Annotated in this window: 7 protein-coding genes; 5 read left to right on the top strand and 2 right to left on the bottom strand. The window is 39.4% G+C overall.

Translation table 11 applies throughout. The features are described 5' to 3' along the window. Nucleotides 1–241: 241 nt before the first annotated feature. The 4 genes from coxB (at nucleotide 242) to ACE1B6_RS23890 (ending at nucleotide 6,893) form a co-directional block, all read left to right on the top strand. The gene (gene coxB, locus ACE1B6_RS23905; RefSeq protein ID WP_413259782.1) at nucleotides 242–1,228 is read left to right on the top strand and encodes a cytochrome c oxidase subunit II; all 987 of its coding nucleotides are present in this window, start codon (nucleotides 242–244) and stop codon (nucleotides 1,226–1,228) included. Between the two features lie 124 nt (nucleotides 1,229–1,352). Beyond that, on the top strand, nucleotides 1,353–3,038 hold the full coding sequence (gene ctaD, locus ACE1B6_RS23900; protein WP_413259781.1) for a cytochrome c oxidase subunit I: 1,686 nt from the start codon (nucleotides 1,353–1,355) through the stop codon (nucleotides 3,036–3,038). A gap of 182 nt (nucleotides 3,039–3,220) precedes the next feature. Next, nucleotides 3,221–3,844: a cytochrome c oxidase subunit 3 gene (locus ACE1B6_RS23895; RefSeq protein ID WP_413259780.1), complete on the top strand. Its 624-nt coding sequence runs from the start codon at nucleotides 3,221–3,223 to the stop codon at nucleotides 3,842–3,844. 361 nt (nucleotides 3,845–4,205) lie between these two features. After that, entirely contained in the window at nucleotides 4,206–6,893 is a 2,688-nt protein-coding gene (locus ACE1B6_RS23890; RefSeq protein WP_413259779.1) for a tyrosinase family protein, read from the top strand. A gap of 80 nt (nucleotides 6,894–6,973) precedes the next feature. Here the strand turns inward: ACE1B6_RS23890 and ACE1B6_RS23885 are convergent, their stop codons facing one another. Continuing rightward, entirely contained in the window at nucleotides 6,974–10,258 is a 3,285-nt protein-coding gene (locus ACE1B6_RS23885) for an EAL domain-containing protein (RefSeq protein WP_413259778.1), read from the bottom strand. Between the two features lie 718 nt (nucleotides 10,259–10,976). Between ACE1B6_RS23885 and ACE1B6_RS23880 the strand changes: the two genes are divergently transcribed. Next, the gene (locus tag ACE1B6_RS23880; protein WP_413259777.1) at nucleotides 10,977–11,249 is read left to right on the top strand and encodes a hypothetical protein; all 273 of its coding nucleotides are present in this window, start codon (nucleotides 10,977–10,979) and stop codon (nucleotides 11,247–11,249) included. Between the two features lie 187 nt (nucleotides 11,250–11,436). Here ACE1B6_RS23880 and ACE1B6_RS23875 read toward each other — a convergent pair whose 3' ends face one another. Beyond that, nucleotides 11,437–12,882, bottom strand: coding sequence for a DEAD/DEAH box helicase (locus ACE1B6_RS23875; protein ID WP_413259776.1), 1,446 nt, complete (start codon nucleotides 12,880–12,882; stop codon nucleotides 11,437–11,439). Nucleotides 12,883–12,977 lie beyond the last annotated feature (95 nt).

The following is a 12,977-nucleotide window of genomic DNA, read 5'->3' as shown; positions in this document are numbered from 1 at the left end:
AATACAGTAAATGCACAATTTTTGTATCAGTCTTAGGGAAGAATTGCCAAAAAATATGCCTTTTGATTCTGCACATCGATCGCATCTTGCATTACCTTGTTAAAAGACCAAATAGCGAAATAGGTGGTAGCTTGTCTACAATCAAGACGGATCTGTTTTAATGTTTGATCGGCTTCAAATCAAATTTGGTTCCTAGCAAATCAAACAAACTAAGCAGTAGAGCAAGCAATTATAACTAGTCGTGAAAATCCCAAGCAACATTACTACACTCATTGCCGGAATTGTACTGACCCTTGTCAGTCTTTGGTACGGTCAAAATCATAACTTACTACCAGAAGCGGGATCTGAAGAAGCACCTTTGGTAGATGGATTATTTAATATGATGATGACCATTGCTACAGGTTTATTTCTGATAGTTCAAGGTGTTTTAATTTACAGCATCATCAAATTTCGGAAACGTCCCGGCGATCCCACAGATGGGCCGCCAATTCATGGTAATGTACCTTTAGAAATTCTCTGGACAGCAATTCCCGCAGTTATTATTCTCATAGTTGGAGTCTACAGTTTTGAAGTTTATAACTCGATGGGTGGTTTAGATCCAATGGCGGCTCATGGTACTATGGCGCATCATAGCAAGATGTCAGGAGCAGCGATCGCAGCCACCCTCCCCGAAGAAACAGACTCACCTACAAACACCCCAAATAAACAATTAGCATTAGGTGTGGGCGCTTCCCCAGAAGAACAAGGTCAAAATCCAGATTTAAACATCAACGTCACTGGATTGCAATTTGCCTGGTTATTTAATTACCCTGATACTAATGTCACCGCAGGAGAATTGCACGTTCCTGTAGGTCGTGAAGTCAAACTCAATATTTCCGCAAATGATGTAATTCACTCTTTTTGGGTACCGGAATTTCGCTTGAAACAAGACGCAATTCCAGGTAGACAAACTCAACTGCGATTCACTCCCAAAATGCCAGGAACCTACCCCGTACTTTGTGCAGAACTTTGCGGTTCTTATCATGGTGCAATGAAAACTCAAGTAATCGTAGAAACACCAGAAGAGTTTGATACTTGGATGCAATCACAAATCGCTGCTAACCAAGAAAATTTAAATCAAGCAGTAGCAGTAAATCCCGCAAATATGTCCACTTCTGAATTTCTGACTCCCTACGCTCAAGAAATGGGAATTAATTCAGATACTCTACACCAATTACACACTCATTAATTAAGTAATCGGTAGTGGGTAGTGGGTGATTGGTAAGGGAATTTTGTTTTTGCTGGCATCAAAATTCAAAAACAGAAAAAATAACTACCAACTACGAACTACCAAACACCAAATAGCAATTGTTATGACACAAATTCAGGCAACAGAATCAGCCAATTTAGATAATTCTGCCGAAACTAAAACTGGCGGTGATTGGCGGAAATACTTTGGCTTTTCTACAGATCACAAGGTAATAGGAATTCAATACCTTGTAACAACATTTATTTTCTACATGATCGGTGGAGTATTAGCTTCTGCTGTACGTACCGAATTAGCTACACCAGATTCCGATTTTGTCAGCCGAGAACTGTACAATAGCTTGTTTACAATCCACGCCACAATTATGATTTTCTTGTGGATTGTTCCGGCGGGTACTGGGGGATTTGGTAACTATTTAATTCCCTTAATGGTAGGGGCAAAAGACATGGCATTTCCCAAACTAAATGCTGTGGCTTTTTGGATGATTCCCCCTGGAGGAATTTTACTTTTAAGTAGTTTCTTTGTTGGCGCTGCTGGATCTGGTTGGACTTCTTACCCACCATTGAGTTTAATTAATGGTCAAGCGGGTGAGTTGATTTGGATTCTTAGCGTTCTGCTATTAGGAACTTCTTCAATTTTAGGGGCGGTAAATTTTCTCGTTACTATTTTGAAGATGCGAACTCCGGGAATGGGATTGCATCAAATGCCGTTATTTTGTTGGTCAATGTTAGCAGCTTCGGCATTAGTTTTGCTGTCCACTCCAGTATTAGCAGGTGCTTTAATTCTGCTGAGTTTTGATTTGGTAGCAGGAACGGCATTTTTTAACCCGACTGGTGGTGGCGATCCGATCGTCTATCAACATATGTTCTGGTTCTATTCCCACCCAGCAGTTTATATTATGATTCTGCCTGTGTTTGGGATGATTTCTGATATTTTGCCAGTTCATGCTCGCAAGCCGATTTTTGGTTATCGGGCGATCGCATACTCCAGTTTAGCAATTAGCTTTTTGGGGTTAATTGTTTGGGCTCACCATATGTTTACCAGCGGTACTCCCGCTTGGTTAAGAATGTTTTTCATGATCGCCACAATGATTATTGCTATCCCCACAGGCATCAAAATCTTTAGCTGGTTAGCCACAATTTGGGGCGGCAAAATAGACATGAATAGTGCCATGTTATTTGGCATGGGTTTTGTCTCCATGTTTGTCGTTGGTGGCTTAAGTGGGATCATGTTAGCCTCTGTACCCGTTGACATTCACGTTCACGATACCTATTTTGTAGTCGCTCACTTGCACTACGTTTTATTCGGTGGTAGCGTGTTCGGACTCTATGCCGGACTGTATCATTGGTTCCCCAAAATGACAGGCAGAATGATGAATGAAACTTGGGGAAGAGTACATTTTGTTCTCACATTTATTGGCTTTAATTTGTGCTTTTTACCAATGCACAAACTCGGCTTAGAAGGTATGCCCAGACGGGTGGCAGAATACGATCCCAAATTTGCCGGACTCAATTTAATGGCTACTGTTGGAGCCTACATTTTGGCAGTTTCTACAATTCCTTTTGTGATTAATGCTGTTTGGAGTTGGATTTATGGGCCAAAAGCTTCTGGTAATCCTTGGAAAGCTCTAACTTTGGAATGGATGACTACTTCTCCTCCTCCAGTAGAAAACTTCCATGAAGCACCAGTTTTATGGTCTGGCCCTTATGATTACGGCATCGATTTTGAAGAAGTTGAAGAAGATAAATCAGTGGAAGAATTACTCGCTGAAGTTAAAGTAGACGTTGGGTAATAGTTAATTTGTAGGGGCGGGTTTAGCAGATGATTCTATCATCACAACAGAAGAATTAAAACAAAACCCGCCCGTGCATAGTTTTGAGTTTTGAGTTGGATTTTATGCTCAATTCAAAACTTAAAGCTAAACACTAGCACCAATGGCTAATCACCAATAACCAATGACAAAATTAGGAAATTATGCAAATTCCAGCAATTGACGAGTCTAAAACTGCGCTAAATTATCATGGTGCGGCTGAGGCAGCAAGTCATCACGAAGAACATCCCGATCATCGAATTTTTGGCATTATTGTATTTCTAATTGCGGAAGGGATGATCTTTTTAGGTTTATTTGCTGCTTATTTAACCTTTCGTGCTGTTGCTCCAGTTTGGCCTCCTGAAGGTACTCCAGAAAGAGAGTTGTTGCTACCAGGAATTAACACGGCAATTCTGATCGCTAGCAGTTTTGTGATTCACAAGGGTGATACTGCGGTAAAAAACAATAATGTGGCAAGTTTACGAACTTGGTTTTTGATTACTGCAATTATGGGAGCAGTTTTCTTAGCAGGTCAAGTTTATGAATATAGTCATTTAGAATTTGGCTTGAAAACTAATCTTTATGCCAGCACTTTTTACGTTTTGACTGGTTTTCACGGAATGCACGTTTGTTTCGGGATTCTGTTAATTTTGGGCGTGCTGTGGCGATCGCTCAAACAAGGACACTACAGTTCTAAAAACCATTTCGGTGTAGAAGCAGCAGAAGTCTATTGGCACTTTGTCGATATTGTTTGGATCGTGCTATTCTTACTGCTCTATATTCTTTAAACCAGCAGCATTTCGGCAAAAATGCCCCCTAAAGGGGGTTTTTTGTGATTTATATAGCGTCTCTCGTTTGGATGCGGTACATTTGGGGGCGGGTTTTGATTGGTATATCTTTCACACAGCAAGGATTCCAGCTAAACCCGCCCCTACTTAAATAAAGATAGAAAAAACTAGAAAAATTTTACTTCCAAACGGCAAACTCCTGCATAAGTGCCAAAAGCTCAGACATATACTTACTTGAATCACAGTTGTGTTGGCTTTAATGTATATTTTTTAACTAGCATTGTTCGCCGAAAGTGGCGAATGCCAGCAATATTCGTGGTTTGAATAGTCCATTGTCAGGGAGTTTAGCAGGATAAATCAAATGAGCGATAATTTGTTAGTGCGGAAGAATGTTAAAGATTTAACTTCAGAAGAAAAACAACGCTTCGTTAATGCAGTTAAAGCTTTAAAAAATCGCCCCTCTACCTACACGGTTTTTAATCCGATAACTAACACTAACGAAACTGTTCCTAATGCTTATGACTACTATGTAAGATTGCATCAATTGGCGATGGATGGATTACATTCCCATGATGGAATGGTTCACTTGCATGATGGAATGTCTACTGTGGCACCAGTTCATAGTATGGGAAATTACCAATCCTTAGTCTTTTTACCTTGGCATCGGGAATTATTGCGAAGGTTTGAAGCGGATTTGCGATCGGTAGATCCCACAATCACTTTACCCTATTGGGATTCCAGCGACTCTGCCAGCAACGCCGCTGTGTTTAGCGAAGACTTCATGGGAGGTTCTGTGAATGCGCTAGACAATTATTTCATTAGAACTGGGCCATTTCGTGCTGCACCTTTTCAACTACGAAACTTATCCCCGGAACAATTAAATCAACAGGGTTATTGGGCTGTCACTTACCGCACTCCATCAGACTTGAATAACGATGGACAAGTAGATCCAGAGCTATTTTTGCAACGCAGCAGCAACATTGTTGATAATCCCAATTCGATTTTTCCTGGTCGAGCCACCTTACCAACTAGAACTCAGATCGATCGCATTCTCAACTTACCCAGCTTCGAGCAATTTTCTGGGGAATTAGAAAGAGGCCCACATAATATAACTCACGTTTGGGTTGGTGGCGAAATGACCCAAGCAACTTCGCCCAACGATCCTTTGTTCTTTTTACATCATGCTAATATCGATCGCCTGTGGACTGAATGGATTGAAACCAATCAAGACAACCCAAATTTTCGTCCCTTTTCTTCACAAATTCCAGGTGCCAGAATTAACGACCCATTATTCAGTTTTAACGGACTAACTACAGAACAATTAATTTCCGCTGCTCAACTTGGTTATAGATACGACACCAACGAAGAAACTAACCAAGGTGGCGCAGGTGAACAACCAAGTAATTTACCAACTGTTTCTGTTAGTGATGTCACCGTTTCTGAGAGTTCTAATTTCTTAAGGTATGAAGTTACTCTTTCCCAACCGAGTAACCAAAGAGTGACAGTAGACTACGCTTTTTCTTTCGCCAATTCTGATGGTAATACTGCTTTTGAAACAGTATTTACAGGCGATCGACAAGCTGATGGTTTCGGCTTTTTCCAATTAAATAGAACCGGAGATGCACTAGTTTATGCTACAAAATTTTCCGGTTTAGATTTTGGTTCTTTGTTAGGTCAAGCACCCCAAACGGCGAACACTGATGATGATGTAATTGCGATCGAGTTTCGCCGAGAAATATCTTCTGGATGGTCTAGAGATGACGAGTTAGTATTAGATATTTCCCAAGGCGATCGAGATGCCGATGATTGGGAAGCGATCGTTAACGCCGACGGTTCAACAATTATTACTGGAGTTTGGGAAACTACCGATGATGCAGAAGTTTCTCTGAGTGAATTTGCCGAATCTCTGCAAACAGCAACAGCGGGAGAAGACACTAATTTATATATAAGTGTGCAAACTAAAGGTTCTCCCAACGATGAAATTCGCGGTCAAATTCGTGGTGGCAGACCTGATGTAACTAGCATTATCACCGCAGGTGAAATAGTATTTGAACCAGGTCAAACTAAACAACTAATTAGTTTAAATCTCATCGATGATACTCGACCCGAATTTGATGAAACTGTCCCGATTTTCCTCAATAATCCTGAAGGTGCTGTAATTGGTGATGCACAAGGTTTAGGCATTATTCTTGATAATGATGGTGGTGGTGGTTCTCCTGATTATCCGATTATTGAACAGAAGGGAGGCGCAGGAAATGAAAGCATTTCCGGTGGCACAGGTAATGATTCTCTCTACGGTGAAGAAGGGGATGATGTGCTATACGGTGGTGCTGGTAGCGATAATCTTTACGGCGGTTTTGGTAAGGATTTGTTTTATAGCGATCGCGGAGATGATGAAGTTTATGGTAATCAAGGAGAAGATACTCTTTACGGTGGTGAAGGAATTAATACTCTCTACGGCGGTCAAGATAATGATGTAATTTACGCTGGTAGTAACGAAGATTTGCTGTGTGGAAATAAAGGTGATGACATTATTTACACCAAGGGTAAAAGTGCTACTTATGGCAACCAAGGCAATGATACTATTTACGGCGATCGAGAAAGTAACACTGTTTATGGTGGCAAAGCTCACGATGTTTTGTACGGTAATAATGGCAGCGATAATCTCTATGGAGATAAGGGTAGCGATCGCTTAATTGGGATTAATCCTGATACTTATAATCCGGGAATTGGCGAAGTTGATGTTTTAGTTGGTGGTTCGGAAGCTGATACTTTTGTCTTAGGAGATCCGATAAATTCTTACTACAATGATGGCAACAATATTGATTCGGGAATGAACGATTATGCTGTAATTGCTGACTTTAATTACATGGAAGATGCGATCGTCTTGCGCGGTTCTGCTAATAGTTACGAAGTAGCTGCTACTCCCGAAGGAATGCCAAAGGGAATCGCGATTTATCAAAAAACTCCGGGGGTGAATGAGCTAATTGCGATCGTCGAAAATGTCACTGAATTAAATCTGCAAAGTAGTTATTTCACTTACCTTTAAGAGCAAAGGTATGTTGTGGGGCTTCAGCGCCAAAGAAAGGCGCTGAAGCCTCACAACGTAATTTTTTTACTGATAAACTTTTAAATTTTTGAGTTACCAAATTTTTTTTCTAACAATGCGGTAGCGGCTTTTTTATCTAATGGTTTAGCGAAAAAATAACCTTGTCCATACTCGCAACCTAAATTTTTTAATAAAGTTATTTGCTCCGGGTTTTCTACTCCTTCGGCGGTGACATCCATGCCCAAAGTATGAGCTAAAGTAACAATTAAGCGGACAATTTCTAAATTTTCGCCATCGGAACTCATGCGACTGACGAAAGAGCGATCGATCTTTAAAGTATCGATCGGAAACCGATGTAAATAACTCAAAGATGAATAACCAGTACCAAAATCGTCAATTGCCAACAGCACCTTATTTTGTTTAATTTGATCTAGCAAAGTTGGTACAGATTCAGTATTTCTCATAATAGTACTTTCTGTAATTTCCAGTTTCAAAGTGTTAGGAGCGATCCAAATTTCTCCCAGAACTCCCTCAATTTGGGCAACCAGATTAGCTTGCTCTAATTGAATCCCGGAAAGATTCACGCTCATAGTTAAACTGCGCTGAAATTGTCGTTGCCAAATTCGCAATTGTTGGCAAGCTGTTCTTAGTACCCATTGTCCGATCGCAATAATTAATCTGCTTTCTTCCGCAACCGGAATAAACTCAGCTGGGGAAACTAGTCCTCTGGTGGGATGATTCCAACGAATTAAGGCTTCAAAACCTCTGATTTCACTAGTTTTTAAGCAGATTATTGGTTGATAATATAATTCAAATTCTTGGGCTTCATTATTAGATTTAGCTATCAGTGCGATCGCCCTTCGTAAATCCCGATCCAACTGCAAACGATACAAAGCATGAGTATACATATTTGGCTCAAATACCACCGGAGTTCTACCACCTTTCGCCCCGTGCATCGCCGTATCTGCTGCTCGCAAAAAGTCTTCTGGACGCTGATAATCAGGTGAATTCCACAAATCTGTACTAATAGCGATCCCAATACTAGCAGTGGAAAATATCTCATGCTCATCCAAATTAAAAGGCAAACTTAATTGCTGATAAATTCGGTTAGCTATTTCCCTCGCTACCTGAGAATTGGGAATATCTTCTAATAAAATTGCAAACTCATCTCTACCTAAATAAGCAACTTTATCCATGGGGCGCAAACAATTTTCTAACTGTCGCGCCGTCGCAATTAGCAATTGATCTGCAATTAAGTGTCCCAAGCTAGATTTGACAATTTCAAAGCGGTCTAAATTGAGAAAAAGGACAGCAAAATGAGAAATATTTGCTTGATTATTTTCCTGTGAAGCTTTAGTTATTCGTTGTAAAATTTTACCTAAATGTTCTAAAAACCAAGCTCGATTTGGTAATCCCGTCAACGGATCGTAAAAAGCGTAACGCAATCTTTCTTCTTGCGCTTTTTTCAACTCAGTGATATCTTGTACCATGAATAAATGACCATAAATTGTGCCATTGGTTTCCTGAAGTGGAGTATTCCGCCATTCACAAATAATGGTCTTTTCTGATTTGGTAATATTCTCATTAATACTATGAGCCGTCATATCTCCTTGACTTAGCCGCAGTAAAACTATACCAAAGTTAGTTTTTGCTGATTCGGGAACAATGGTAAATATATGTTTTCCTAGAATTTCTTCTTTCGTAAAACCAAAAATAGTTTCCGCAGCGGGATTCCAATCTAAAAAATGAAAGTCGGGATCGGTAAGAATAAATCCGATCGGCATTCGCTCAATTTGTAGTTGGCGTAATTTCTGCAATCTTTGAGTTTGTTCGTAAAGTTCAGTGTTCACGATCGCCATTGCACAGCGTTCAGCTGTAATTTCTAAAAGATGTACTTCTCGTTCATTATACGGATGAATCTCGCACCAACCCAAATGAATTACACCAATACAGTTACCGTTGCGTTTGAGTGGTACACCCAACATTGTATGAATTCTCTGCTCTAAAATAAAGGTCAAAGAAACTGCATTTAATACTTCTATAGTTGGCTCATTTATACTATCTCTAACATAACGTGGTTCCAAACATTTAGCAATACTACCTGCAAATCCTTCACCTACTGGCATTTCATAATAATTACTAATTTCAGGCGTGACTCCCACTCCAGTTCTATAATGCAACAAACCATTATTTTCTAGTAAAATTACAGCTGTATTTGCCTCTAAAACTTCAACAATTTGCTGTAATAATGTATCTAGTAATTTTTCTAAGTCTATAGTATTAGATCCATTTGTCGTTGCTTCAGCTAACGCTGCTAAATCCTGAATGTCTTTTTTTAGTTGCTCTAATAGTTGATGTTTTTCTGATTCTACCTGTTTATAATCAGTAATATCTTTAGCAATAGAAATCAATCCTAAAGTTTTACTTTCAGAATTGTGATAAACACTTTTACTAACTATAAAATTTCGAGACACAGGCAAATTACTTTTGTCCAAAATAATAGCATCTTGCTCATAGGTGATGGTTTCCCCTGTGGCTAATACTTGACGATCGCTCTCCCTAACTCTTTGTGCTACCTCCCGAGGAAACAATTCCCAATCGTAAGCATTTAAAACTTGATTAACAGACTTTCCCAAGAACCTCGCCCCAGGTTCATTAATCATCAAATATCTGCCTTGATGGTTTTTGACAAATACAGCATCACTCATCCCTTCAATCACAGCTATCAATATAGTATTACTATCTTCTGTTAATTCTTCTTCGCCTTCTAAAGAATTTGAATTATTACTTATTTCTTGAACTGTTCCTTGATAGTACAGTAATTTACCCAAATGATCGTAGACAGCACAGGCATTTTCCACCACACAAATAATACTTTTGTCCTGACGGTAAATTTCAAAAACTTCTCCAGAAACACTACCATTTATAGACAATTTATTAATGAAATCTGTCCGTTTTTTGCAGTCAACATCTAAGGTTTGCCAAGTACAATTAGCTATGACATCTTCCGATTGTTCATAACCATAAATATGTGCTAAAGCCAGATTAGCATTGATATAAATCCCGGAAGGTGAAACTTGATAAATTCCTTCAACCGTATAATTAAATAAGCTATAGTATGCTTCTTTACTTTGTTGTAACTGTCGCTGTAACTGACCAAGTGAATGATACAATAACCAAGCAGTAAAAAGCACGAAAGCCCAATCTACAGCTATGTGTAAATATTTCCAAGTCAGATTGTTTCTGACTAAGAAAGTAAACACTTGTGAAGTCAATAAAAACCACAAGCTTGATAAGAATGAATAAATGAAGATTAATTTACCAATTTTTCGGGGATTTGCTTTCAAATTAATTCCTAGTAACATAAGTATTTCAGCGTTAGAGAATAATATGGTTGCTTTGCTATAATTGAATTTGTCTTTACTGAAATGGTAGATATTATGCCTATAGCTATGTTACTTATAGTCTTAATGATTGGTGGTGCTTTTTTCACTCAAGTTTTAATATTCATTCCTTTAAGCCTCCTAGATTTACTTCATATACCCACCTGGCTCCTATTAACAATTATTATCATTTGTTTTTCATGGTTCCTAGCTGAATAATATCTGAATATACTGGTTATAGCAGTTAAATTTAATTTTAGGCATGAACTTGCCTAAGTATAAGTAATGTATGCTAAGAACTACTTTTACCAAAAATTATAAATTTTTATAAAGTACGATCCGACCACTTTAATTTGTATTATATAAAACAGTTAACGAAAAATCTTGCTGTTTCACAAGAGTATTTTAATTTTCTCGAGCTTTTATCAAGCTATGGTAAAATTTTTTCCTCGTTAGGTGCAATAGGTAAAAATAGTGCTAAAAATTAGTTTAAATAGAGTCCAGGTAAACCTTGCGAATCAATTTCCTGGGTTAACAAGGTCAGCACTGAGAACTGATAAGTAGTAGATCTGTGTTGCCATGTTAGCCCCAAGTAGAGATCGACGCGGATGGTTTGCTTGTTGCTCATTTTAGGCGGGGTGTTCTGCAATGGCTTTTGGGCATAGATTTATCTAAATTCGCTGATTGAGAGTTCCTGACTATGCTAGAGTTAAAACTTCATCAACCTCCTGAACCAAAGAACCAAGTGGTTCCTGACACTCAAACTTTGGGAAATATTGCTCAACACCTGGAAGAATTACAAAAAAGCGATCGCTCTTTACACAACTTGATTGGCATGGAAATTTGGGCAATAACTAAAACAATGGACGATTTATACCCCGGTTTTTGGCATAAATTTATGATTAATAGCCGCCAATCAATGAAACAATTTATCGCCGAAAGTAGAAAGCAGAAAGCAGAAGGCAGAGAATAAAAGGCAAAAGGCAAAAGGAATAAACAAAAAGAACCTGCTTTCACAGGTTCTGATTTTCTGCCAAACTTAACTCAGCCTGGAAGATAATTTCCTCAAACAAGGTAACAAGTTTAGTTTTGAGAGTTAAGTTATGAGTTGCCATGAAAACTTAAAACTCAAAACTTTCCCCTGTTACCTGTTACCTTGATTATTTCTTGCTTTCGATTTCTACTTTCTTTGGTGCAGCAGAAGATTTGCTCCGCTTCAGAATCGGCTTAGGTTTACCATGAATTGCCGCTTCATCCTCAGCGGTGTAATTTTCTGAACGCATCCAAGCGGGACGAGTTTGATCGTAAGTCATTTGTAGCGCCGCAGCAGCGATCGTATGTACCTCATATTCTTCGCCAAGTTGCGCCACAATCGGTAAGAAAGAAGCCATCCGTTCACCCGCTAATGCTTCCCGTACTCGGTCTTGCAATTTTTCCAAGTAACGTGATTCAATTTGAGAACGGGTAGGAATGGAAGTAATCTTCAAACTTTGTCTGACGTGCCGTTCAATTAACCGCAGTTTGCGCCGATCCAAAGATTGAATCAAAGAAATTGCTGTTCCTTCACGACCTGCACGACCTGTCCGACCAATGCGGTGAACGTAGCTTTCCACGCTATCAGGTAAGTCGTAGTTAATCACATGAGTTAGATGATCCACATCTAAACCTCTAGCAGCAATATCAGTAGCTACTACCCAACGAACTTGACGCTGACGGAAGCGGAATAATAACCGTTCCCTTGCTTGTTGGTTGAGGTCGCCGTGATATTCATCTACACTGTGACCAGCCGCTTGTAACTGATTAGTCAAATCGGCAGCCGCTTTCCGAGTCCGAACAAAGATTAAAGCAGATTCGGGATCTTCCATTTCCAAGATTGGCAGAAGTGCTTTAGCCTTTGTCCATCCTGGGGGTACCATGTAAGCTACTTGGTTGATTTGCTTCGGTGCCGCTTTTGGTTGTTCTACTGTAACAGTGATTGGCGATCGCAAAAACTTAGTAATCAACTCCCGAATCATTGGTGGCATGGTAGCAGAGAAGAAAGCTGTTTGCCGTTCAGCAGGTACTTGCTTGAGGATTTTTTCCACATCATCAATAAAGCCCATACTCAACATTTCGTCAGCTTCATCCAATACTAACCAGCTAACTTGGTCGAGCTTCAAATCTCCGCGTTCCAACAAATCAATTACCCGTCCGGGTGTTCCGACTACGATTTGCACGCCTTGTTGCAAGCGCCGGATTTGGCGTTCAATTGCTTGACCACCATATACTGGCAATACCCATAAATTCCGTGCTTCTTTCGTCGGCATCTCCTTGTTATTACCGCTGAAGTCACGAATTGCATTACCTACTTGTAATGCTAATTCACGGGTAGGAGTCAGAATTAACGCTTGTACACTTTTTTGATTCAGGTCAATTCTGTCCAGAATTGGTAAAGAAAAAGCAGCTGTTTTACCAGTTCCGGTTTGAGATTGTCCGACTACATCACGCCCAGCTAATAAATGGGGAATCGCTTGAGCTTGAATTGTAGTCGGGGTAGTCAGACCCATTTTTTCTAATTGTTGAACGCGAGTTTCTGAAAGACCTAAGTTTTTGAAAGTTATAGTCATGAATTTGCTTTTACGTTTGATAAGTTGTTAGTTGATAGGTGTTTTTTTTCGCTAAGAACTAATGGCTAGTTACCACTAGTCTTGTTTTTTAGCCA

This window comes from Floridaenema fluviatile BLCC-F154 (genome assembly GCF_041929135.1).
GTDB lineage: Bacteria > Cyanobacteriota > Cyanobacteriia > Cyanobacteriales > Aerosakkonemataceae > Floridanema > Floridanema fluviatile.
Note: the sequence above shows the minus strand (reverse complement) of the source record. Positions and strands in the feature narration are given on the sequence as shown.

Coding starts and splice junctions, on each gene's coding strand:
- ctaD (WP_413259781.1), top strand. CDS start 1,353: ATGACACAAATTCAGGCAACAGAATCAGCCAATTTAGATAATTCTGCC.
- ACE1B6_RS23895 (WP_413259780.1), top strand. CDS start 3,221: ATGCAAATTCCAGCAATTGACGAGTCTAAAACTGCGCTAAATTATCAT.
- ACE1B6_RS23890 (WP_413259779.1), top strand. CDS start 4,206: ATGAGCGATAATTTGTTAGTGCGGAAGAATGTTAAAGATTTAACTTCA.
- ACE1B6_RS23885 (WP_413259778.1), bottom strand. CDS start 10,258: ATGTTACTAGGAATTAATTTGAAAGCAAATCCCCGAAAAATTGGTAAA.
- ACE1B6_RS23880 (WP_413259777.1), top strand. CDS start 10,977: ATGCTAGAGTTAAAACTTCATCAACCTCCTGAACCAAAGAACCAAGTG.
- ACE1B6_RS23875 (WP_413259776.1), bottom strand. CDS start 12,882: ATGACTATAACTTTCAAAAACTTAGGTCTTTCAGAAACTCGCGTTCAA.